Origin of the sequence: Tissierella sp. MB52-C2 (assembly GCF_030931715.1) — a bacterium.
Taxonomy (GTDB): Bacteria; Bacillota; Clostridia; order Tissierellales; family Tissierellaceae; genus Tissierella.
This window is the reverse complement of record NZ_CP133261.1, coordinates 1,261,577-1,287,274: the sequence shown is the minus strand read 5'-3', so window position 1 is coordinate 1,287,274 and position 25,698 is coordinate 1,261,577. Positions and strand designations below refer to the sequence as shown.

Here is a 25,698-nt window from a genome sequence, read left to right as displayed (position 1 = left end):
AAAGTAATACCAATTCTAACAAAAAAGTTAGGATTGGTATTAAAATAATCATTATAAATCATTTGGCAAAAAAACTGAAAATGTTGAACCTTCTCCTACAATAGATGCTACTTTTATGTAACCACCTTGCTTTTGAATAATCTCCCGGGATAGGTAAAGTCCTATCCCTACCCCATCTTCATCATAACTACTTTCCTCTCTGAAAAACCTTTGAAATACTTTCCCAAAGTTTTTTTCTGGAATGCCCTTCCCCTTATCTATAATATCTATATTTGTATATATTTCCCATCTATGTACTTTAACTTCTATTTTAGTATTCTCAGGAGAATATTTAATTGCATTTTCTAATACATTAAATAAAGCTTCTGCTGTCCATTTTTGATCATGTAATAAAATATAGTTCTCTGGGCAGTTTACAAGTATTTCTATACCCCTTGCTTCTGCTTTTACTGTAATACCAGAAATAGCTTTAGCAATTGTATCAAATAAATTTGATGGAATCTTCTTTAATTGAATCAATCCTGCTTCTAGTCTTGATGCTTTAATCATAGAATCTAATAGAAAATCTATTTTACTCAACTGTCCATCCATAGATTTTAATAGTCTTTCTTTCTTTTCTTTAGATATTTCATCCTTAGCTAAAATTAATTGCAGCATCTTTATATTAGTCATAGGAGTTTTTACTTGATGAGAAACATCTGAAATTAAACCTTGCAAATTTTCCCTTTCTTTCAATCCCCGTAATAAATCTTCTTGGGAAATTTCCGATAATCGCAGTATTTTTTGATTTACTTTTGAATCAAAGGTTTCATCTAAAATTTGAAGTTTACTAATCCTTTGATAATCCTTATTGATTAAATAAGTTAATGAGTCACTTAAAGTATTTATATAATCCATATATTTATTAGCAATTCTTTTCTTGCTATAATAAGAAGCTAATATGATAATAAAATAAGCAACTAATGAAAGTAGCAGTACTTTTATATTATAAAAATATAAGGCTAAAGAAACATGATATACAACCCCTATGATTATTAAGCTCGACATTCCAAACAAATCTCTATTCTTCATAGGCATCTCCTATCCATTGATAACCCATTCCATAAATTGTCTTAATATATTTTTTATCCTCAGTCTCAATTTTTGATCGAATACGACTAATCATCATAGTTAGGGCATTTTCGTCCACATATTTTTCATTTTCATCCCATAGTTTTCCCAATAATATACTTCTTGTCAGTACCATTTTGTAATTGACAACAAATAAATATAACAGATTGAACTCCCCTGTAGTCAACTCAAGATTTTCTCCTTGTAACATAGCTGTTCGTTTGCTAAAGTTTAAAACTAAATTTCCATCATCATAAATATGTTCTATATTCTTTTTGCCAGTATTCTTTAATAATACTCCTATCTTTTTTAAAAATACACTAACATGGAATGGCTTTGTAATATAATCATTCCCCCCTAATTCATATCCCTTTAGCATATCACTTTCCATATCATTTGCTGTTAAGAATATAATAGGAGTTGTTGTTTTGCTACTATACATTTTACATAAATCAAAACCATTTCCATCGGGAAGGTTTACATCTAATATAATCAAATCATAAGTGTTTTTTGAAAGGTTATCTTTAGCAGATGCTATATTATAGGAAGAGATTATTTCATACCCTTCTGTTGTTAAATGAAATGCTAGAGTTTGATTCAATAACCGATCATCCTCAACTAATAAAATTCTTTTTATTATATTCACCATCCTTATACTTTTTCTTTATATCATCCATAATAAAACTGTTTAAAAAAACATCATTTAATTCTTTCCAATCACAATTTCTATCATCTACAATACTATCTATATAAGCTTTTTGTCTGACTATTTCATCTGTAATGAAATCATGGATAACCGGAATTCGCATCCCCTGTTCTTTTTCATCACTCCTTTTTTTGATCTCTAGCAACTCTTCAATTCCATTACGCAAATCTGAAGGCATATCTATACTATTCATAAGTTCTTCAAATAATACAGGAGGTGGACAATGATATCTTTGTATGTACTTTCCTGCAAACAACGATCTTAATGCATAAAAGTACTTTTTATAATTTACCGATTTTTCTTGTAAGAACTGTTTATACGTACTATTAGCAGTGCCATAATAATGATAGGCTGCAGCTTTCACGGAAAAGTAGTTCTTAGCTCTTTCATATATCCAATTCCATTGATTTGATGTCTTATATAGAATAGGAGAATTACTCCATTCAAATAATGTTGCATTTCCCTTGTGAAACTGTTTTAGCGCTTTTTTTAAATCCCATCCATTAATGTCAAATACTTCATCAAGCTGCCAGTCTGTGAACTACTCACCACTTATAGAAGTGGGAGCTTCCGAAGAAGTTTGATAGCTAAGCTATCCTTATTCTTTTAGGCGTATCCACTTCGCCTCTATTGTATAGGATTCTTAGATCCACAACTTTACTTTTCTTTAATATATTTAGTGCTGCATTTACATCTGCATTTAATGTAGTACCTGTACTTGTTTTATATAATCCTCTTTTTATTCTTTTTCCACTAAAACCCTCTGAGGTTTTATCTCCTATTGTTGGTATTTCATCTTTATCAAAGAAACTTGCTTTAGATGTATAGCTTTCTTCTTGTTTTATATAGGTTATATTGTATAGTTTGCATAGATAGTCTAACTTATCTTTTATATTTCCTATAGGGATATTTACAAAGTTTTGATTGTTGACTTTTCCTATATTTATTTTATTTTGTATATTTTCGTTATATCCTAAGACTATTGTACCTATATCATTATTGATACAGTAATTAATTATATATCTACAGGCTTTATTTATATAGTCATTGACTTGATTATTTCTCTTTTTAGTAATTATTACTTGATATTTTGTTATTCCTTTTATTTTTTGTTTATCCTTTATACTCTGGTATTTAGCCATTTGTTTGTTATACCATTGGTTTATGGATTTAAGTTTATTTCCATCTACTATGAAAGATTTGCCTTTATTGGTTACACAGGTTGCCAGATTATTTATTCCTAAATCTATTGAAAGTGCATTTTGCTTATTTAATTCCCTTTGCTCTTCTTCTACCTTATAGGTATATTGAATTTCAAAGTACCTTCCAGATAGTTTAGGTACTATTCTAATCTCTTTTATTGCTTTATCTTTTAATATTGGTGGTATTGTTATTATGACAGGCTTGTGATTCCTTTTGTATGTATTGGAATAGGGAAGTATTAGTTTATTATTATTAAGTCTAACAAATCCAATTATTAGTGTGAAAAATTCTTCTTTTTTAAGATATTTAGGAATGTTTACTTTAGAATTATATTTACCTAGTTTCTTTAGTTTGAGAAATTCAAAAAATGATTTAAATGTTCCATCTACTTCTTTTAGTATTTGCTGACTCATATTGCTATTTAGTATTTTGTAATTCTCATTATTTTTACATAGTAGATTATTCTTACCATAACTAAGATATTCACCTGTTTCAAAGAAATATTGTCTAATATTGTATAGGGCTACATTATATAGATTTTTAGCAGTATGAGATAGTTCTCTTAAGATTAGATATTCTTCTTTGGTAAGGTTTTTAACTTGTTGCTTTACTGTTAAATACACTGTTTTCACCTCCATTCTATGAATATATTTTATCACAGAACAGAAGTTTGTTCAATGTGTTTATTGCCAATTATTGCAATTCATCACCCACTTATAGAAGTGGATGTATTCTTACTAGCCTTTTTGATAAAATATCCTGAAACTTTCAAGTAAACACACCATATCAATGTTCCTTAAGGATACGAAAAAGATGCCATAAGTATCTAGTACTCCCTTGGTGGAAAATATGTTTCTAAATTGATACATTTAGACAGAATTTATCTTGATGATTTGATACTTACTTTTTACCAATACATTCAATACCTTTACTATCAAAATTATGAGCAGCAAAACCCTCAAATACTTATTTTATTTGAAGGATTTGTTCTTTATAATTTAAAATATTATCTTCACGCGTGATCTTTACTACCATTGCATAATCTTTTATCAAATTTCTATATTCGATTTCATCAGTAGTTAATATTTCTTTGAAACAAAGGCAATAATCAGGATTATATCTATCTCTAACATCATTTACAATACAATTGCAATCTTTAAAACCTCTCTCACAACTAAAATAATTATTAATGACTATACAGCTTCTCTTTGGTAAAAAATTGGGCGGCAGTATAATTAGCTGTTCTATTCCTTCTAATGATGTTCCATACATGAAATATTTTGGCATTGTTCTCATTCCTTTCTTTCTGTTTTAGGGTATAAAAAAACCGCCACAAAAGTGACGGTAATAAACAACAATTATTTGATTAATTCTTTACCACCCATATACATTTGCAATGGTTTCGGTATTGATATGATACCATCTTCTTTCAAATTGTTTTCTAAAAATGATATCAGCATTCTTGGAGGTGCTACGACTGTATTGTTAAGAGTATGTGGGACGTAATTTTCTTTATTTTTTCCCTTTATCCGGATAGAAAGACGTCTTGCCTGTGCATCTCCTAAGTTAGAACAGCTACCAACTTCAAAATATTTTTTCTGTCTCGGCGACCATGCTTCTATATCTATACTTTTCACTTTCAAATCTGCCAAATCACCCGAACAACACTCCAAAGTACGTACAGGTATATCTAAAGTGCGGAAAAACTCAACCGTATATTTATATAGTTTCTCGAACCATTCTGCACTATCTTCCGGTTTGCATACCACAATCATTTCCTGCTTTTCAAATTGATGAATTCGGTATACACCACGTTCTTCAATGCCATGAGCACCAACCTCTTTACGAAAACAAGGAGAATAACTCGTTAGTGTTTGAGGAAGTTTTTCTTCATCAATAATTGTATCAATAAACTTACCAATCATAGAATGTTCGCTTGTGCCTATAAGATATAAATCTTCGCCTTCTATCTTATACATCATATTTTCCATTTCTGAGAAGCTCATAACACCGTCTACAACATTACCCCTGATCATAAATGGGGGTATATAATAGGTAAATCCTCTGTCAATCATGAAGTCCCGTGCATAGGATAGGATTGCAGAATGCAAACGTGCTATATCACCGCAAAGATAATAAAAACCGCTTCCACTTGTCTTTCTTGCACTGTCCAGATCAATACCCTTTAATTTTCCCATAATATCAACATGATATGGTATCTCAAAATCTGGTACAGCAGGCTCTCCAAATCGTTCAATTTCAACATTCTCGCTATCATCCTTACCGATTGGTACAGTGGGGTCTATAATATTGGGGATAACCAGCATCCTTCTGAGAATCTGAACTTCAAGATCATCAATTTCCCTCTCCAATTCTGCGAGTTCATCTGCCATAACAGTTATATCTGCTTTCGCTAATTCAGCTTCATCCTTTTTTCCTTTTGACATTAATACGCCAATTTCTTTACTAATTGAATTTCTTCTACTTCTGAGATAATCACGTCTTGATTTTGCTTCCCGATTTTGAGTATCTAAAGTAATAATTTCATCTACAAGTGTGATTTTTTCATTCTGAAATTTTTTTCTGATATTTTCTTTTACAATGTCAGTGTTTTCACGCAATAACTTAATATCTAACATTATTTTCCTCCTCATATATTTTCTTTTCATAGAGATAACAGTATGAGTTTAGAAAAATAAAAGCCTTCCAAACCCATACAAATTATATGGGACGGAAAGCATCCGCGGTACCACCCAAATTGTCAGATAAAACTGACCACTCTAAAGTGCTGTAAAGGGCACACCCTTCGACTCGTCGCCGATAGCTCTAAAAATGGAATAGTTTAGCCTCTCACCGGTTCGCACCAACCACCGGCTCTCTGGGAGATTTATAAACCTTAGTTTTTATCATCGCTATTAAGCATATTATATGCATATATAAATAAATTTACAAGAAGAATTATTAATTCTGTGGTAAATTATAAAATTTCACCTATTGTACTTAACAGAGTAGGCTGTTTCACCCATGCAAGAAGATACTATACAGATGCTCTGAAAATACTACCAAAAGAGGCTGAAATAAAATCAACCCATGCCCATAAAGCAATACTATATTTTAGAGAATTGATTATATTTTACTATAATCATATGCGATTGTCCAAAACGGTTAGGGAGCTAAATAGTAATTGCATCTAAAAAAATATACAAATGCAAAAATATTCTATTAACTTTGATGAAATTTTGGTAATTAATCATACTCGCAAATTTTGTACTTATATATTACTTACAATAAAATTACCTTCAATTATTACTTTACCTGTACCCCCAATTTGTATTTCAATATCTTCACCAACTCTACAAGCATATACATTAATCGCACATGGAATTTTTATTATATATCCCTGCTCAGCATTTATTGATATACTTTTTCTGTCAATATAATGGTTACTTAACAAATACGCACCTAATGCTGCATTTCCAATTCCACATGCTGCATCCTCAATTCCTTCTCTTGGACATATGTTTCTTGTATGTATATCAAATGTATCATCTTTAGTTTCAAAACAAAATGCTTGTATTTCCCTTACGCCAATAGACTCACATAGACTTTTTAGTTGATTTATATTCCTTTTAACTTTCATTAATCCATTGAAAGATTTTATAGGTACAACCAAGTGGCCTAATCCAGTGTTAATACATTGTATTGGTAAATTACTCATTATGTCATTTTCACTAATTCCTAAAGCTTTAGCTATTTTATTCTTTTCCTCAATTATTAGCCCAAACTTTGGTTTTTGTTGTTTCAATTTAACAAAAATATCTCTACCATTCTTCTCAACAGTAACTTCTTTTATTCCATCTTTTGTCTTAACTAAATATTTATCTTTCATTATAGGATTTATTTTCTCTTCTTTTACAAGTGCGACAAATGCAGCAACTGTAGGATGACCTGCAATTGAAACTTCATTTTCTGGAGTAAAATATCTAATATCAAAATCTATTCCTTGTTCTTTACTTTCATCAATATATACTGTTTCAACTAAATTAAGTTGACGAGCAATTTTCTGCATAATATAATCATCTAAGTCACCTTTATTAATAAAGACAGCTGCAGCATTTCCGCCTTGTCCATTATATGTGAAACTATTTATAACACAAAACTTTCTAATTATATCCATATTATATCTACTCCTCCATCTAGGCTTAATAAATTAATATCTTATAAATTTAAATCCTTTTCATATAAAAATATAATCATATAACTTATATTGCAAAGATTTTTAATAAAAACCCTAAAAACATTTGCACTTACTAAAATCACATCTAAGCAATAACTCTATATTTAAATAAAAATGCTAAAAATAGTAGTTTTTAATCTGATCAAGATACTGAATTTAATATGAATTTTGATATTAATCTTTTATAAAAAACGTGGCAAATATGTAATTTTCCATATCTAAGCCACGTTTTTATCCTATTTCAATTTTTACACGAATCATTTCCGTACCTTTATAAAGGTAAAGGGATCCTAATGCCATAAGGTTGTTATAAAATTGTAAGTCAATACAGTTGCTAGAGTATTATACAGTGGAAATTCACATGGAAATCATATAGCCCTAAAATCTTTCATTTTTTCTCCAAGGATATAGTGTGAAAACCACATCAAATTCTGCTTCATAATAGACACATTAATTCCTGGCTGGTCAGAACTATGTCCCATTCCTTTAAATATAACTAATTCTGTATCAACTTCCATATCCCTTAGCCCTTGATATAGCTCATATGCATTTGGGGTTGGAACTCTTGCATCCTTTTCTCCATGTTGGATCAATGTAGGCGTACAGGCTGATTTAATATATGTCATCGGTGATGTTTTAGTATATATCTCTGGATCATTCCATGGATTATCTCCTAAATACGTCCTAATAAAATGATGCATATCTGTATTCACATAATTGGTAATCCAATTAGTAATTCCACCTCCAACTGAAATAGCTTTAAATCTACTACTAAATGTAGAACAGAATGCTGATATATATCCCCCGTAACTCCATCCCATAACCCCTACCCTATCTTTATCTGCAATCCCCTTGTCAACTAGTATATCCACGCCAGATATAACATCATCGTAGTCACCAATTCCTAGTTTTCTATAGTTTGCTTTGAAGAATTCATTACCATATCCTGTACTTCCTCTGTAGTTTGGTTCTAAAACTATAAAACCCTTCTCAATAAACTGCTCAATAGGATACTTTTCGAAACAGACTGAAGGTATTGGGAAAGATGCCCCATCTGGACCACCATGGATGATTACCAATAAAGGATATTTTTTATTTGAATCAAATCCTATTGGAGTTGATAAAACTCCCTCTATTTCAAGACCATCACTACTTTTCCATGAGATTATTTCTCTATTACTTTTAAGCTTTCCCTTAAAAATGCTATTCTCATTTGTTATTTTTTTATCGTCTAAGTAGACTTCAAAGGTTTCTTTTGATGTAGCCTTATTATAGGATATATGATTTCCATCCTCCGTTATAGACACATCTATTATGCAGCAATCTATTTTTTCGTCTAGCATCTCCACCTTGCCGTCCTCCGATAGTAACCCAATAAGATAATTTGTTTTATCCTGCCATCTAATTAAAATTCCTTTAGCTGTCCATCGTATTGGAATAACCGTACTATCAAAATCTGTTAAAGGCTGAATTCGCTCTCTACTATTAATATCATATATCTCTAGTGTACGATCTTTTATATGTGTCTTATAGTAATCCTTTTCCCCTATGCTTGCTGTATAACATATTTTGGTACCATCAGGAGAAAAGCAAACACTCCCCCGCAATAACTTATTTCTATTAATCTTATGTAATTCTCCAGCTTTAATATCTAGTATGTATAGCTCTCCATTCTGAAGAATATCGTCTATATGTGGGCTTGGTGTAGCTATAAACACGACCCTTTCCCCATCATTTGAAATATCAAATTCATGGATATGAAAATCCTTATCATCAATTAGTTGATAAACAACGCTATTTTCGTGTTCATATTTATCATTTTGTATCACTTTTTCTATTTCAATGTAATACAAACAATTATTCTGGTATTCCTTACCTATATGATGGAAATCTCCATATAGTTCCTTACGTTTCTTTATCATCTCAGATTCTTTTGACTGTGCAACATAATAAAAACCCTTGCCAGTAGGCTCCCATTTGAATTTACTGACCCCTTCTTTCTCATCAGTAATTTGAACTCCACTATAACCATCTATTGACTTAACAAATATCTGATTTTTCTTATTATCCCCGTCACCAACTGGGCTAAGATATGCGATATATCTAGAATTTGGAGACCATAATGGGTATGTACTATCTATATCCCTAGTTGTTAATGGGTAACACTGCCCCTTATCTTTTTCATATATCCATACATGATTTCTATATTTATTGTCTTCCCAGTTAGCTGTCTTCTTGACAAATGCTACGTTTCTGCCATCATCACTTATGTTTGTACCTGATAAGGCTGGTAATGAAATAATTTCTTCTATACTTAGATATGTTTTTTCATTCATTTCCATTAATAACCCCCCTCGTAACTATAATCAAATAAGCATAATCAAAAAATTAATTTATCATTCGATACTAATTAAGTTTTTTCTTCTTTTAACTTGCCGCCTAATAAGAAAAATATCAAATACTTAACAAGGTAAATTATAGCATTACTGGAATTTTCCGTCAATTGCCTAACTAAATATCTTTTTTCTTTCACTAAAAGGACTGTCGAATCTGATAGGTCACTACATCATTTGCTTGTTCTTCGCCTGTGATATCAAAGTACATTCCCTTGGATAAGAAGAGTTCTCCTTGTACGATTTGCAATGCAATCGGCAATAGATTTCCTTTATTTAAGTGCCCAGTATTCGAAATTGGAATTTAGGAATATTTTTATTCTTTATAATACTTTCAGTTTAGAATTACTAACATTTTACTAATTCATAATATGCATATTTAAGAATATATTAGATAGTTTCAAGGTTAGCCATTGGTCTTTGTCCTTTGGTATCTTTAGTCAATTATTTTTTATTTTTAATTTACAGCAGAATTATATAAAACAAAAACCACCAATTAAGAGAGTATGTCTTCCAATTGGTGGTTCAACGGTTTTGTTAACAATATAATCTTTGTTTATTTCGATCTATATATCATTATTAATTGAATTTAGTTTATTACAATATTCATCCATCGCTTCAGCAACTATCTTTGCATCTGCTATGGCTTGAACTACTGTCTTTGAACCAGTAACTACATCACCTGATGCAAATACACCTTCCCTTGTTGTCTGACCCTTATGTGTTACTAATAACCCGTTAGCAGTCATAAATCCAGCATTATTTACAACAATAACATTTTTCGGAGCTTGACTTATTGCAATTATAATGGATTCACATTCATATAGAGCTTCTGAACCTTCCTTATCAATAATCTTAGATTCTCCTTTTTCGTTAACTACCTTTTCAGTTTCTCTAAGAATTAAACCTTCATCAACAATTTCTAATGGTGCTTTATATAATTCAAACTTAATTCCTTCCTCCTTAGCTTCTTCTATCTCGTGTTTCGTCGCAGCCATATCTTCAAAGCCCTTTCTGTATACAATTGTTACATCATCAGCCCCATGCCTTTTAGCTGTACGTGCTGAGTCCATTGCAGTATTACCAGCACCAATAACTACAACCTTCTTGCCTAAATTATATACTGAAGGTGATTTTAGGTAATCTATGGCATAATGTGCATTGCCAAAACTTTCACCTTTAATATTTAATTTTCTTGGGTTCCATACACCGGTTCCAATGAAAATAGCTTTATAACCATCTTCAAATAATTTATCTATGGTCAATACTGGACCAATTAGTGTACTTGGTCTTATTTTTACTCCTAATTGTATTAATAACTCTTGAATCCGATCTAAGATATTCTTTGGCAATCTAAATTCGGGAATTCCATATCTTAAAACCCCACCTATTTTTTCATTTTTCTCAAATATTGTTACTTTATATCCTTTTTGAGCTAAAATAAAGGCTATAGTAATACCTGCCGGACCTGAACCAACGATTGCTATTCTATCTTTTAACTTTTTTTCAGGCTCAAAACTTAAGTTTTTAAGATATTCTTCAGATATATAATTTTCTATTTCATAAAATTCTATAGGTTCACCTTTTATTCCTTTTATACAATTTCCTTTACATTGATTTTCATGTGGACATATTATAGAACAGATGGCAGATAATGGGTTGTTTTTGAACAATATCTCACCAGCCTTATGAACTTCTCCTTCTCTATATAATTTAATTACTTCGGGAATTTCAGTATTTATGGGGCATTTCATTTGACATTTTGCATTTTTGCATAATAGACATCTATTTGCCTCCGATAATATAAATTCTGAATCTTTATTCATATATAATCACCCTTTTATACAAAATTGTTTAAATGCTATCAAAAAATTAACCAAAGATTATGCTTTATCTCTCCCATAATACACTAAGTAAATTAATTTTTCAATATGGAGATTATAAACTGTTAATACTGATATTATTCCATGTAGTTTTGGTTAATAAATCTTCAAAGGATAGTAATTATTGTCATAATCACAATTAGACTTTTACTTATATTTAGATAAACAAACAAAACCTATATCGCAGTCAATATTTCTTAATATATTGCAAACAAAGTAAAATCCACAAGTAGAATAAGGAGCCTTGCTTTTTCATATTCGTATAGGTATACCACTTTTTGCAAGGGGATAGAATGTATTCTCTATCTTTACGTTGATTTAGGAAAAACTGCTCTTTTTCATTATTATTAAAATCAAATCTCCAACATCAAGTAAAAAACATATATTAACCACATCTTTAGAACTTCCTCCAACTGCTTGACCTTCAAAATGTTTTCCTAATTGAATCTTAGTTGGTTTTTATCCAATATAGCTGATAGCTCCATCAATCATATTTTTTTCATTATAGTTTTTTGCTACTTTCATAGAACCTTTCTCACTATTACTAAATGCAACTTCAAACATAATTCCACCACCTAGCATATATAATATAATTTTTATTTTATTGTAGTGGAAACCATAATATCTCTTTTTGTAGTTTTTCAATCTCCCCACCTTGTTTTATGGGGAAAGTAACATTACAAAGTCCTAATTTAGTGTAACCTATCTAGATCCAACCTAAGTCCAACAAGTTATTTATCTAGTATACTCATTTTACTGTACATAGTAACCCTTTAAACATATTTAACTCTATAAAAACCATTAACTTACAGTTACTTGTAAGTTAATGGTTTTTATTTGTATCATTTATTTTATTTAATATTTTCTAATATATTTTCTAATTTCTCAATGGTGATATGACTTTTTGGATTAAATTTTTCATTTTCTAGTTCTAAATAACCCATATTTACTATTTTTTGTACACTATCTTTTGCCCATATACTAATATCTTTTCCATCACTATATGAAAGTTGTTGTTTTTCTGCTGGTTCCATGTTTAAATAAGACACAAATCTATCCAGTACAACAGCCAATTCTTCTCTTGTTAATAAATCAGAGGGCGCAAAAACATTGGATGATTTTCCTACTATTATATTGTTTTTTACTGCCCAACGACTAGCCTCTTCATAATAAGTGAAGAAAAAAACATCTTTAGGTGTTTCTTTTGCATATTCTAAAGGTTGATTGTTTTCAAGAGACATTGTATATAATAAATGAGCCAATTTTCCTCGTGAAATATATAAACTTTTATCATCATTAGCTTGCAATTTGCCTGTATTATTTTCAATGTAATGAACTGCTGTATCTATACCTTTTATATAGTCATCATAAGTTTGTTCTTTTATAATATCAGGTTTAATAGGCTCAATACCATAAGGAATGCCACTGTCAAACAAACTATCAATTTCTATATATTTTGTAGAGTGACCCACTTGTATGTTTAAGTGAGGCAATTCAAATTGATCCACTGCACCATAATGGTCAACACTTCCACCACTATACGTTCCCACTAAAATACCACCCATTTCTTTTATCATCATGACATTTATTGTAGCGGAAGAAAATGTATTTTCACCAATAAGACCTACTATTTGTATATCATTATTTTTCTGATATTCAGTTAATACATATAATAAAGGCATAATCACCCCATCAGATCCACCTGTATTATTTCTTAAATCAATAACAACGGTTTCATATTCATTGCTTTCTAAATCTTTTTGAACATTTAAACTAAATGTTTCCATGGGCAAGTTTTTATCTTCTTTACAAGCATTGTATTGAATATAATAAACATTTCCATCTAATGGCATAGAAAAATAAATTTTAGATTTATCCTTAGTTGTTTTTGGTTGTTGGCTACGCTTTTCGGCTAAATATACCACATCTACCGTATCCGCTGAAGTCTCTACAGCATGAAGAGAAATTGTTTTTTCCTGATTTTCTTTCTTTACTGTTATTTCTAATTCATCATCTTTTATAATACCTACATAATCAAGAATTTCTTTGACATTAATAATTTGCCTTAATTGTCTTTGAAGCCACACATCATTATCATGGCTGATAATAGATGCCATTTTATTTTTTACAGTTTTCATATCATATCCATTTAAAGCCACAATTTCCCATCCAAGGTATTCTTCATATTCTGTTCCAATAACATCAAGCACCCATGTTTCAATATGTCTGATGCTAAAAGGATAAATATTTACATCTTTCAAAGCAGGACCTGTATTCACATTTGTATGGGAATCATTAACCATAGCCACTAAGCTTTGTAAATCAAGGGCATACTCCACATTTGACTTCTCATTTATATTCTTTTTAATCTCAGCTTTTCTCTTTATAAATTCTTTTTCTGATGTGCTATAAAATATATTTGGATGACTTTCTTTTAATGTTTCATACAAAAAGTCTAGATTTTTTTCCCTTTCTGTAATTTCACTGGCATGAACCACTGTAAAAGCACATAATAAAACGGTTAAAATTATAATCATCAGTTTCTTCATTTTTATCTCTCCTTAAATTAAGTATTAAATTATTTTTATTATATATATACAATGATATGAAATATGAAAAATGTCTAAAATTGTATTTAACTATTCTTACTTTATTAAACTATTATTGGACCTATTTCAATATAGTAGATACATTTTCTCGAACAATTTTATGCAACCCTCTTAGACTTATCTTCCCATTCTTGAGGAGTAAGATAACCTAGTGAGCTATGTATTCTTTCTCTGTTATACCATGACTCTCTATATTCAAATATTGCTAGTCTTATCAGGATCATTTATAAAGTCTAATCCATTATCTATTTGTACTCATTTGCCTGGATAAGTAACTGAAGGTTACCATCATATTTTCTTCGTCAACGCCACACTTGTTGGCGACTAGTATGATATCTTATAGCCACATTTACATTGTTATCATATTTAATTGCATATTTAACTACTCTTTGACGAAATCTCATCTCTTCTGTTATATTTGTTTTCATAAGACTTGAACGCTTTTTGTTTGTTCATAATTTCCCTCCTCTACCTGATAGAGAATTGTATGATAAGTATTAACCCGAGTATAGGGTAACTTTATATTCAATTATGATTTCTGAAGCTTCGATATGCAAATGGTAATAATACTATGCTCGATATAATAGCAAAAGCAAGAATAATTTCATAAGGCTGTACCATTAATCCAAATAAATTTATAGAAAATACATCTAAAATATTACCAATAGAAAACATATTTACAGGAATAAGATTGAATAAATGATATATCCACAGTATGTCTTCAGATAAGGTCACAAACATAGGAAGGATAGTGATTATTGTCATAATCACAATGACCATAAATGGAGACTTTAGCTTTGCGGATAATAGCATCGTCAATGTTACAGATAATATATTTCCAAATAAAATTAAAACAAAGTATAATAATGCAACCTGCCCCATTGTAAATGGGTGTATTGATAGTGGTAAAAAAAATTGAATTGGAGAATTACCACCTTCCCATCCGAAAAATGCCATCGTTGTGACATAAGATACCACTGTAAGTACAATGCTCAATAAAATTGAAAAGGATATTCCTGTAAATAGTTTTGCATATATAACTTTATTTTTACCATATTTAGATGACAAAATCAGGCTATCCATTTTATCAGTATACTCCCCTGCAAATAATGGTGATATACAAATGGAACAGATAAAGCATATTAAAATAGCAGTCACAAACATCTGTGAAAAAAATCTTGTATATCCTCCTGTATATGAGTAAATAAACGGAGTTTTTACTTGTTTACTTAGCCTCACAGAAGCTGGTTTTTCTGTGGAGCTCATTGTTGTTTCTTCTATGCTTCTTTCAACCATATCTTGTCGTATACTGTAGAAATTATTAACATTCTCTTCGCTAAGTAATTCTATTTCTTTCCTGTCATTTATATTATATGCTTTTCTAATCATATAGTAAATTTCATAATATGGTCGAGCATACTGCTGATATTCTTGCGTGTCCGTATACTTACCATCAGTAGGTGGAATTTGAGTATAGGCTTCTATTGTTTCTGAAAGTATGTCACTGCCTATTACTCTGCCTGACATACTTCTTATATATTCCCTGTCTTTCTTCATACCATCATAAGTGCTTTCTGATATTTCACCTTTTATGTAATCATTTCCCATTAATGGACCAATACAGCTAAATACTGTGATGAAAACAGCAAACAACAATGTAATAATAGTACGACGTTTCCATAAAATTTTCCTGTATTCAAACCCAACTAATTCACAAATACTATTCATTCTTGTTTACCCCCTCATTAAAATAATACAAGTATAAATCTTCCAATGTGGCTGATACAACAACTGCAGTTTCACAAGGGTTTTTTTCTGCTACTAGACGTAAAAAGGTTTTATCTGATTCTTCCCGTATATTTATTATCGGATAATTAGCTATTAGATTAGCAGCAGTTTTACTGTCTACTGAACATTCAAACACTTTTCCTTCTATTACACTAATAATTTTTTCAAGGCTACCCTCACGTATAATTTGCCCATCTTTTATCATTAGAATTGTAGAGGCGATATACTCAACATCTGAAACAATATGAGTAGACAGTAACACAATTTTGTCTTTACCTAATCTAGAAATTAAATTTCGAAAACGTACACGCTCCTTTGGATCAAGTCCTGCAGTTGGCTCATCTAAAATCAAAATCTTAGGATTATTTAGCATTGCTTGTGCAATACCTAAACGTCGTTTCATTCCACCAGAAAATGTTTTGATTTTCTTTTTTGCTACATCGGAAAGAGCCACAAGCTCTAAAAGTTCATTTGCCTTTTCCTTCGCTCGTTCCTTCGTAAGCCCCTTTAAGCTTGCCATATAAAGCAAAAAATCATAGGCCGTAAATTCTGGATAGTACCCAAAATCCTGTGGCAAATAACCTAACGAATCTCTATATTCTTCTTCACTTACATCAATTCCATTGAATTTTACTTCTCCACTTGTGGGTTTTAAGACTCCACATAGCATTTGCATTAGTGTTGTCTTTCCTGCGCCATTTGGCCCTAATAATCCATAAACACCTTTTTCCAGCGTTAATGAAATCCGATCAATAGCAATTTTATTCTTATATTGCTTTGTTAAACGGTCAATGATGAGTTCCACTGTAATCCCTCCATTTTCTTAATTAGTTTCACAACCTCTTTATAACTCAATACAGTTAAAATAATAAATGACATAAGCCAGAATGACCAATATCTTTCTGTATAAATATCATTGATTTGTATTGTAAACAAAGCATTTAATAGACTAACGAAAGCTGTAACAATACCACAAATATAAGTTATTTCCCTGCTTTTTAAACGATTGATAGCAAATAGTGAACCGTAGCAATTTAATAAATATGGTGTTATTAAATATAACCCCAATCGAAAAAATCCAAAATCGGTTTGTCCCATGAATAAAAGTAAAATACTAATTAAAACAGCAAAATTAGCTATTCCCAATATTCCCAAACGAATAAGGCTAACCTCTAAAAAGTTGTGCTTACAACTTATCTCAAGTTCATCCATATTGTATGTGGTACTTCTAAGAATTTCAGCTATACTTGCAAGAGAAATAAAGGGAAAAATAGACGATACAACCCAGACAATAGAAGTAGATACTTCATAATAATATATTCCAATAAGTGTACCTATAAATAATAATAAGGACAAAACCCAAACCCGTTTCCTAATATATCCTGCCTGTGATTTAATAAAATCAAACCGACTTGCCTTAGGATAATCAAATTGACTTAAAAAAATACTTTTTCTTATAGGTGCTGGAGCTTCAAAGGCTGATTTTAATTTTCTTTTTAAATTATTTCTCATGAAAAATCCTCCTCTCTCAAAACAGTTTTTAACTTGCCAAATGCTTTATTTAACTTACGATAAACTGAAAACCTAGAAATGTCCATAATATTTGCTATTTCACCTATGCCAAGCTGGCTTGCAAAACGAAGTAAAAGCAGCTCTTGCAAATCATTTGGCAATGTGTGTACTGCCTGTCTTATAGCAAAGCTTGTTTCAAAAGTAGAAATATCATCATTAGCTAATACTTCTTCATCAAGATCTTGTTCTTTTTTATTATTTCTGTAAAAATCAATACATAGATTTTTGGCTATTGTATAGAGATAAGCAAGAGGTTTTCCTCTATTTATATACGATGTTTGACTGAAATATTTCAAGAAAGTTTCTTGCGTCAAATCTTCTGCTATCTCTTTATTATTTACTTTAAAATAACAATATCGGTATACTTTATCATATTGGTCTTGTAAGCTTACAGACATAAGAAACCTCCTTTCACTATGTATAACGTATAATAGTAGATAAATGTGCGATTAATTTTAAAAAATACAAGCACAAGAAATATCTTGTGCTTAAGTCGTTCATAACTTATTTTTAGTTATATAAATTAGAATTTATTGTGTTTCTATTATACACATTAGATTCACAATAAACTGGAATTTTATCGTCTAAGTTTACTACAACAAAAAAGCAAATACTCTTTAACAGATATCTCCTTGTTGTATATGATTCCTAATATGACAAATAAAATCTGGACTATTGATAAATAACAGTCCTTAAAGTCGAAAGTAAAATAGAATGTTCTTTTTTAGGGAAGTATATAGGGGCTCTATCGATGCATTTGTTATCCTCTGAGATAAAAATGAATCCAAACTATAATTATTAACTTTAGCTACTGGTCCCGTAATTATACACAGAAACTTATTCTGTTTATATGCATGTTTTCTTTATCACTTAGGTAGTTGAGTTTTCACAAAATCATGATGAGTTGTTCTAATCACTTAAATTTGGTATCCTGCCCTTAGTTATTGGAATCCAAAGTTCACTTTTATAATCAGATTTTGATGTGTCTGGACTTTCATTCCACAATATTTCTGGTCCCCCTGTTGACTCATAACCAGATGTAGGGAACCATTCAGAAAAAATTCTTGCCCATGTATCCTGTAAGGTTTTAGGAAATTCCCCTACTATTGTAAATACTGCCCAGGTACAAGCATCAACAGATAATATTTCCCATCGTTCCGGCACCACCTTTGTAGTAGCAACTCCAATATATTGGTCAAGGTAATCGCCTTCGACCAAGGAAGTACGTTCAGGTAGCCTTTCCGTGTTCGCTGATACACACAAAATTCCCATTGGCTCAACATTGGAAAGTTGCTTAAGTTCTGTAAAATCATCCATTGTCAGACTTGACCACATAGAATCCATATGCGGGTTCTTGCCCTCGTAAATCAAAGGTATTCGCTTTTTTATCCCGGCGATGAAAAAGGCTTCTTTTTCTATAATTCGATAGTTCATTTCGTTCCCTCCTTGAATTGTTATATAGAAGGTCATTGGCGGAAATGCTTTCAAGATAACATTACTTTTTCTCGCCTGGGATGGTGATACACCATGCATGTTTTGAAATGCTTTAGCAAAAGCGTCCGGCGAATTATACCCCATCCGTAATGCAATGTCGATAATTTTTTCTTCACTATTTTTTAAGATAGTCACAGCCAAAGCTAATCGTCTGCGACGAATATATTCGCTTAAAGACATTCCAGCGAGAAAAGAAAACATTCGCCTAAAGTGATACTCTGAGCAATAGGCAATCTGAGACAACTCCTGACCATCAATTTCTCCCATAAGATTTTCTTCTATATACTGCATAGCCTTATTTAGTTGAGCAAACGTATTCACTTCTATGACCTCCCTTCAAGAAAATAATAGCAAACTTGGTTTGTAATTACCCGTCAATTTAGGTGCAAGTATTAACTTGTAGTCTTTTTAACTATATATTACCTATCACAGGTAGGATGGAGTTCCACACGCATCGGTAAGTGTTTCCACAAATAAGAATCCAGTGTTGAATTTGGCGACCAAAGGTGCGATCATGTCTAGAATTGCTTGGATATGCATATCTTCCTGCTAAGCTTTCAAATATCTTATAAGTCATATGCCTAACCGCAAATTTATTTAATTGTTTTTTGGCTTATATGAAAACGAAGGCACTAAGATTTTTCATCTTGATGCCTTTAAATTTTCTTTATTGATTTTTTTGGATGATAAAGAGTAGGCTGATTAGCTACCTGCTAACCACAGCAACCTATTATCCTCAAATTCAACTGCCAATTCTCCTTTATCATGTAAATATGACAAATAAGAACGTACAGTACTACCTACAAGTGCATATTGGATAAAATCCATTGTTAATTGAAAACTATCAAAGATATTCTTTAATATTTCTTCAAAGCATTTGGGTTCTTTACATGTTTTTTTAATCAATTCTATTATTTCAAACACTTTATTCCTATTAATGTCCACGAGATCCTTTATATTTTCTGTCGGCTCCGAATGTGCGGGGATAAATAATTTTCCTTGCAACTTTTCTACTTTAGCTAATGTTTCTAAATATTCTCTTACATCATATAAAAAAGAAACATGATATTTTTCAATAATATTAGAACTGGTTAGACAATCTGCGAGAAACCACACATCATCAGCAGTTTTTAATCCGACCATAGAAAAACTGTGGCCATCTAAGCGAATCATCTCTAACCCCACTGGTAACACTTCTTCTGTCAGTTCTGAATTTGTACTTGCTTGCGCCATTAAAAATTTATTTCTTAATTCCTTACAGGGATATCCCCCGTATAGAAAAGAAGGTTCTAAAACGGGATTTTGAATGAATGAATTCTCAATTCCTACTGAATATGCAGGACATTCTAAACGCTGTTGTAATAAACTATTTCCACCAATATGATCAGCATGTGAATGTGTATTGATAATCATTGATAATTTCCAATTCTGTGCTTTAAGAATTTTTTGTACTTTCTTCCCTGCATCTTTATCGTTACCACTATCAATTAGGCATACATCACTTTCATTTATTCTATATATCCCTATTTTGGCTGGGCAATTGATATAATATGTCTTTTCTCCTACTTGTATTAATTCGTACATTGCTCTCCCTCCCGTGTATTTTATAAATGTCTGGGAATGACCATTTTCATTTTCCTCTTGTTCAAAGCTCAATTTTATCATTTTTCAATGCTTTTATTTCTGTATTAGTAATAAGATAGTATCATACTTTTACAAAGGCAGCTTGGGATTCAGATTCCATAATGAATTATATATTTTCCATTTTCTTTTGCTTGCTTAGCTAAAACAATCAAAGAGGCATATTCCTCTTTATTGTAAGATGACAGTGTACTGATAAATACTCCCATTGATTTAGGCGGTATTAGGGTAATACCACAATATGCAAGACCTTTCCCTTCTCTTTGCAAGGTATGCCAATAACAATCTAGGCCTTGCAAATCCATCATAATTGGTTCAATGAAATCGTCATGAATCGCAATGCAATTATATTTTTGGGGTTCATAAGTATCAAATCGTTCTTTAATCGATGGTTCCTTGTACATAATTCCAAACTCATGCTTCGCCACTATCATTACACCTCCAAATCAGAATTTACCAACTCTAAATTATGCTCATTATCAGGACCATATTGCTTTTATAACAATAAAAATCACAAGAAACCATATTAGTACAATTGGTAAGGCAAAATACCAATTCTTAGGTTTACCTTCTATCCACAATTCTTCTGCATCAATGCGACATTCTTCAAATATATTAGGCGGAATCAATCGTACTGTCAGAGCAATAAGGCCCGGCAATATAATTATATCATCTAAATAACCTAACACCGGTATAAAATCTGGAATAAGATCAATTGGAGATAAAGCATATATAATTGTCAATCCAGCAAATATTTTTGCTATGATTGGAGTTTCTTTTTTTCTTAACGCTATGAAAACAGCCGGAATATCTACTTTTAATTGGTTAGCTCTTTCTTTAAGATTCTTCAATATATACCATCCTCCCAGATTACATCAATAATCTAAACTTCAAATTGAATTTTATCTATTATTATAGTAAATTATAATAATATGTCCAATACCAAAAGTATTGATGTCACCATCATAAAGATCTTCCTTATATTATACCACTTTCCATAGGTTTCTTCGATGATGCCAGCTACAATTCAACAATATCTCAATTCTCCATATTATCAATATGATATCATTCATTATACTCCAATAAGTTGAATATTCACCAGCCAATTTTTCAGATTTCTTGGATAATCTTTGACTGATTCATATATTTATGCCCTATAAGCAATATTACGACTTCTATAAGTTACCTGTCGATCTCTCAAGTATCCTACTTTATATTGTTCTAAGACAATACTATATTTATTATACTCTTATATTCTTCATCAAAAGCTTCCGCCAAAGCTCCTAATTTTGTATTTTCTCCGATTAAGGTTAGCATTTTATTTTACAGTGTTCCTATCTTCCACACTCCATTTCTTTTTACAAGCTATCAACACCAGTCAAGAATCGTTTATTGCTTTACTACTCACAATTCTCAAATATTGGTTCAATATACTCTCTAATAAGTTCTATTCTATCCTTGACCTTTGACACAAAAAGAGAAGCAATAGAAACCACCATCTTTTTCTTTGTATTGACATAAATGGTATTTCCTCCATCTCCCATAGCTGCATAGGCATGTTCTTTACCATCAATAATCCACCATAAATATCCATATGAAAGATTGATTTTTTCCCATCGACTATGTTCCTTTATACTCTCATTTATCCATTGAGTCGATACAATTTGTTTTCCATTCCACATTCCGCCATCTAAGCATAATTGGCCTATCTTTGCCATATCCGTAGGAGAGAGAGTAAGACCCCATCCTCCTGCATTTACTCCAGTTGAGTCAGCAACCCAGCCGCTGATATTTTTAGCTTTATTAAATGCGAGTTGTTCCTCTTTACTATGAAAAATCACATTACTCTCAACAGTAATTCCCAATGGCGAGAATAAATTTTCTTTTGCAAAATCAAACACAGATTGCCCAGTTGCTTTTACAAGAATGCCCGACAAAATATCTGGTCCTATGAGGGGAGTGTATCTAAATTTCCCTATCTGCCCCCTACCCCCTAATAAATCAAGGGTAAATTTTACCCAGTCATCACTGGTGAAATACTTTATGTAGGGTGCAAACTTATATTTATATGGAGCTGTCATTGTTAGCAAATTCTTAAGTGTAACATTCTGTATTGTTTTTTCTCTTCTTTTAACTATGTAATCTGGGAAAAAATCCAATATGTTCTGATTGATACTTTTGATGTGCCCTTTGTCTATGGCAATCCCAATTAATATGGAAATAATACTTTTTGTTACTGAATAAATATGGATTCGGCTAGTAGCAGTGCATTCATTAAAGTAATTTTCATATAGTGTTTTACCGTCTTTTAGTACAACCATGCCTGCAATATTGCTGTAATCATTGTTTATTTTCTTTTCCAACTCTATCATTTTTTCTTGATTCATATAAATTTCTCCTTTATGATTTATTGTCTTTTTAGCTCAATCATCTTTTCTTAGTTCTACAATCTTACGATTATCCTATTTTTATAAAGTTAACTCATACTGTGAAAATTAAGTAGTCTTGGTTTCTTGGTCTAAATATTTGACACTTTCTTTTTGATAGGATAATAAATTTCAGTTATAAGCTCATTTTCTTTTGAAACTTGAGAAGGGTCAGTTACATATACTTCATAAAGGGCATTGTTACATTCATAGCCTTCCTTTTCTGCCCATTCACGTTGTTTGGTGTATACAGAAGATAGGTCAGAATAAGAACCATATAGAACTGTTTTTAAGCATAGTCCTGGGTAAAAATCCCTTGTACCTGTAACATACTCCTTTACTGGAATAGCAAATTCAGTATCTAAACCAAGTGGACTAAATTCTGCACTGTGAAAAAGCACCATTGGCGGAGCAATCATAGTTAATTTGTCATCTGCAATTTTCCTAAATAATTTACTAAAACAATTACCATATTCTTCAGCAAAATCATATTCATGAACCATTTTTCGGATAGATAGAAGATACATCATTGATACTTCTACAAGTTGAATATCAATGCTTTCCAAATATGACATAATTGATTTGCCTTGTTTCAAATTTGATATATCATTATTTAGTTGGTCTAAAGTTTTTTCAAATTCTTGTACTTGTTTTCCAATTTCTTTTTTCTTTCTTGTAAGTGCCAAGTAAAGTTTTTCATCCTGTGATTCTTCTGATTCAAGTATTGTTTTTATTTCCTCTAAAGGAAATTTGTATGATTTTAGGCGGTTGATAAATAACATTGTTTCTAATTGTTCGATAGAATAATATCTATAACCATTTTCAGGGTTGATTTCATCAGGCAAAATTAGCCCTATTTCAGCATAATAACGAAGCGTCTTTGTAGATACTTTACATATATTTGAAAACTCTCCAATTGATAGCATGCAAATTCTCCTTTCTAATACCTGCTATACCTAGTATAAACTTTGCCCTAAGGTCAAAGTCAACCACACTTTAAACTGCCTCCTACAGGTAACTAGCAGTTTAGCTTAATATAAAAGTTATTGCAAGTTCTTTTAAAGTGGAATATCTTTCACTGTATATCGCCTATAAACACAAAATGCTTTTGCCAAGAAGTATTAAACAACTTGGTAAAAGCATACACTTTCGCAAAACTCTTTTTTCTTATATTTTGATGTAATCCCATCCCACTCCTGGAATAGATTTGCATTTTAAATCTCGATAAAACACATATCCATTTCAAGAAAAAAAGTCAAGAACCAGTATAAAATCAAGCTTTTTCCCTAGGCAGATAGACTGTTTCAGTGTTCCCCTAGGTTTTTATTTTATACTACATGGCCAAAGGAGGCTACCTATTTTAAATGAATATATCCACAAGTGTTAATGACTATTCCACTTCTTCTTGGCTGAAAATTAGGTGCCAGCATCATCAGTTGTTCTATTCCTTTACATAAATAATCCTGACATTGTTCTCATTCCTCTCTTTCTGTTTTTAGATACAAAAAAGGGACTAACTTTTAACCTGACCTAAAAACTTAGCCTCTTTTATTTTCAATATTTAGTTTTGGAGTCATATAAAATAAATGCATCAAGATTTTTATGTCTTAACTTCGAATACAGATTATACTTCATTTTTAGAGTAAATTAATCACATAAAATTTCTCTAATAATATTATATATTAAGTAATATTATAATTAGGGGGGGATTTATCTGTTATCAAGGAAAGAGTTTATCCAAATATCACTAGAGATAAATTTATTTTTTCAAAGGATTATGAAAGAGCATCTATTTTTTATAGAAACTAGTCTTCCACCAGTTAATGAAGCTAAAATTGATGAGGCTGATATACTCAAAAAATCCTTTGAATCACTATTAGCCGAAACCGTCATATTTGGTAATTGTGCGGTAAGAAATGAAGTTCTTGAATCAAATGAGCTCGTAACACCTTTTACTTTGAAAGCAGAAGAAATATCATCGGAGTTAACCGGTGCTTCGCTAAACATGGAAATCACGGAAGCTGAATATGATTTAAGATCAGATCCAAACTTCAATTATACAGAGTGGTTAGAAGAAAAAATCTGCAACATAAATATGAGATCCATGAATCTATTAGAAGAGGTCATTGAACTTAAGAAAGAACTTCTTAAATCACAGTTAGAATGTAAAACATTTACTACCTTATATCCTCTACTGATAGAGCATATTCTTCGAGAGGCTGAGTTGTATATGGAATCATTGAAGTCTCTGCAAAATAGAAAACTACCGAATAGAACCATATGTGATGACATGAACTTCTGGAATCAGATAATGGAAGAGCATGCAGAGTTTATTGATGGTCTACTTGACCCTACAGAAGAGGAATTAAAAGAAACAGCGGAGGAATTAGCAGAAACCTTTGAAAAGATATTAGAAGAAAATTGCAATAGAAGTAATCAAAAGGAGATCTTAAATGAAAGCTTAAAGGCAACAGAAAATATAAAGAACTTTAAAAGAGCCGGAACTGAAGGTCTATTAGCATGTAAAATCAGATCCATTATCATTCCACTCTTAGGAGATCATGTTCTAAGAGAAGCTAATCATTATTTAAGAATATTAAAGGAAGTGAAATAAACAGGGTAGCGTATAGCTGCTT

Annotated in this window: 21 protein-coding genes, 2 pseudogenes and 1 other annotated feature; of the genes and pseudogenes, 1 reads left to right on the top strand and 22 read right to left on the bottom strand. The window is 31.1% G+C overall.

Annotated features, from left to right (window positions below):
* Nucleotides 1-51: 51 nt before the first annotated feature.
* From RBU61_RS06325 to RBU61_RS06220, 22 genes and pseudogenes are all read right to left on the bottom strand, one after another.
* Nucleotides 52-1,071, bottom strand: a complete 1,020-nt coding sequence (locus RBU61_RS06325) for a HAMP domain-containing sensor histidine kinase (protein ID WP_308878775.1) — start codon at nt 1,069-1,071, stop codon at nt 52-54.
* Nucleotides 1,061-1,759 (bottom strand): response regulator transcription factor, encoded by a 699-nt coding sequence (locus RBU61_RS06320; protein ID WP_374212489.1) that lies wholly within the window; start codon nt 1,757-1,759, stop codon nt 1,061-1,063. The genes RBU61_RS06325 and RBU61_RS06320 overlap by 11 nt, the downstream gene beginning before the upstream one ends.
* A pseudogene (locus tag RBU61_RS06315) lies at nt 1,725-2,336 on the bottom strand (DNA polymerase beta superfamily protein); the annotation flags it as partial. The pseudogene RBU61_RS06315 and the gene RBU61_RS06320, both read right to left, overlap by 35 nt.
* A 67-nt stretch (nt 2,337-2,403) precedes the next feature.
* Nucleotides 2,404-3,642, bottom strand: coding sequence for a transposase (locus RBU61_RS06310; RefSeq protein ID WP_308878774.1), 1,239 nt, complete (start codon nt 3,640-3,642; stop codon nt 2,404-2,406).
* Nucleotides 3,643-3,985: 343 nt separating this feature from the next.
* Nucleotides 3,986-4,306: a hypothetical protein gene (locus RBU61_RS06305; RefSeq protein WP_308878773.1), complete on the bottom strand. Its 321-nt coding sequence runs from the start codon at nt 4,304-4,306 to the stop codon at nt 3,986-3,988.
* 71 nt (nt 4,307-4,377) lie between these two features.
* Nucleotides 4,378-5,658 carry a serine--tRNA ligase gene (gene serS, locus RBU61_RS06300; RefSeq protein WP_308878771.1) on the bottom strand — a complete coding sequence of 427 codons (1,281 nt, stop codon included), beginning with the start codon at nt 5,656-5,658 and terminating at the stop codon, nt 4,378-4,380.
* A gap of 84 nt (nt 5,659-5,742) precedes the next feature.
* Nucleotides 5,743-5,938: a binding site (T-box leader), on the bottom strand.
* 352 nt (nt 5,939-6,290) lie between these two features.
* A complete protein-coding gene (locus tag RBU61_RS06295) occupies nt 6,291-7,196 on the bottom strand; it encodes a PhzF family phenazine biosynthesis protein (RefSeq protein WP_308878770.1) in 906 nt (301 codons plus the stop codon).
* Nucleotides 7,197-7,624: 428 nt separating this feature from the next.
* A complete protein-coding gene (locus tag RBU61_RS06290; RefSeq protein WP_308878769.1) occupies nt 7,625-9,598 on the bottom strand; it encodes a S9 family peptidase in 1,974 nt (657 codons plus the stop codon).
* Between the two features lie 617 nt (nt 9,599-10,215).
* Nucleotides 10,216-11,475, bottom strand: coding sequence for an NAD(P)-dependent oxidoreductase (locus RBU61_RS06285; protein WP_308878768.1), 1,260 nt, complete (start codon nt 11,473-11,475; stop codon nt 10,216-10,218).
* Nucleotides 11,476-11,991: 516 nt separating this feature from the next.
* Nucleotides 11,992-12,177: a hypothetical protein gene (locus RBU61_RS06280; RefSeq protein WP_308878765.1), complete on the bottom strand. Its 186-nt coding sequence runs from the start codon at nt 12,175-12,177 to the stop codon at nt 11,992-11,994.
* A gap of 206 nt (nt 12,178-12,383) precedes the next feature.
* A complete protein-coding gene (locus RBU61_RS06275) occupies nt 12,384-14,081 on the bottom strand; it encodes an S-layer homology domain-containing protein (RefSeq protein ID WP_308878764.1) in 1,698 nt (565 codons plus the stop codon).
* 158 nt (nt 14,082-14,239) lie between these two features.
* Nucleotides 14,240-14,353, bottom strand: a pseudogene (locus RBU61_RS06270) (IS3 family transposase); the annotation flags it as partial.
* A 313-nt stretch (nt 14,354-14,666) separates the two neighbouring features.
* On the bottom strand, nt 14,667-15,869 hold the full coding sequence (locus tag RBU61_RS06265) for a hypothetical protein (RefSeq protein WP_308878763.1): 1,203 nt from the start codon (nt 15,867-15,869) through the stop codon (nt 14,667-14,669).
* A complete protein-coding gene (locus tag RBU61_RS06260) occupies nt 15,862-16,734 on the bottom strand; it encodes an ABC transporter ATP-binding protein (RefSeq protein WP_308878761.1) in 873 nt (290 codons plus the stop codon). The genes RBU61_RS06265 and RBU61_RS06260 overlap by 8 nt, the downstream gene beginning before the upstream one ends.
* Nucleotides 16,710-17,441, bottom strand: coding sequence for a hypothetical protein (locus RBU61_RS06255; protein WP_308878760.1), 732 nt, complete (start codon nt 17,439-17,441; stop codon nt 16,710-16,712). The genes RBU61_RS06260 and RBU61_RS06255 overlap by 25 nt, the downstream gene beginning before the upstream one ends.
* Nucleotides 17,438-17,899: an RNA polymerase sigma factor gene (locus tag RBU61_RS06250; protein WP_308878759.1), complete on the bottom strand. Its 462-nt coding sequence runs from the start codon at nt 17,897-17,899 to the stop codon at nt 17,438-17,440. The genes RBU61_RS06255 and RBU61_RS06250 overlap by 4 nt, the downstream gene beginning before the upstream one ends.
* Nucleotides 17,900-18,410: 511 nt before the next feature.
* Nucleotides 18,411-19,316 carry an AraC family transcriptional regulator gene (locus tag RBU61_RS06245; protein WP_308878756.1) on the bottom strand — a complete coding sequence of 302 codons (906 nt, stop codon included), beginning with the start codon at nt 19,314-19,316 and terminating at the stop codon, nt 18,411-18,413.
* A gap of 381 nt (nt 19,317-19,697) precedes the next feature.
* Complete coding sequence (locus RBU61_RS06240) at nt 19,698-20,579, bottom strand: MBL fold metallo-hydrolase (RefSeq protein WP_308878755.1); 882 nt, start codon at nt 20,577-20,579, stop codon at nt 19,698-19,700.
* Nucleotides 20,580-20,728: 149 nt separating this feature from the next.
* Nucleotides 20,729-21,070 (bottom strand): hypothetical protein, encoded by a 342-nt coding sequence (locus tag RBU61_RS06235; protein WP_308878754.1) that lies wholly within the window; start codon nt 21,068-21,070, stop codon nt 20,729-20,731.
* A 45-nt stretch (nt 21,071-21,115) separates the two neighbouring features.
* Nucleotides 21,116-21,487, bottom strand: coding sequence for a DUF1232 domain-containing protein (locus RBU61_RS06230; protein ID WP_308878753.1), 372 nt, complete (start codon nt 21,485-21,487; stop codon nt 21,116-21,118).
* Nucleotides 21,488-22,036: 549 nt separating this feature from the next.
* Nucleotides 22,037-23,023, bottom strand: coding sequence for a serine hydrolase (locus RBU61_RS06225; RefSeq protein WP_308878752.1), 987 nt, complete (start codon nt 23,021-23,023; stop codon nt 22,037-22,039).
* Between the two features lie 131 nt (nt 23,024-23,154).
* Nucleotides 23,155-23,988, bottom strand: a complete 834-nt coding sequence (locus tag RBU61_RS06220; RefSeq protein WP_308878751.1) for a MerR family transcriptional regulator — start codon at nt 23,986-23,988, stop codon at nt 23,155-23,157.
* A 782-nt stretch (nt 23,989-24,770) separates the two neighbouring features.
* On the opposite strand from RBU61_RS06220, the gene RBU61_RS06215 reads away from it, so the two are divergent.
* The gene (locus RBU61_RS06215; RefSeq protein WP_308879770.1) at nt 24,771-25,676 is read left to right on the top strand and encodes a DUF2935 domain-containing protein; all 906 of its coding nucleotides are present in this window, start codon (nt 24,771-24,773) and stop codon (nt 25,674-25,676) included.
* Nucleotides 25,677-25,698: the final 22 nt, after the last annotated feature.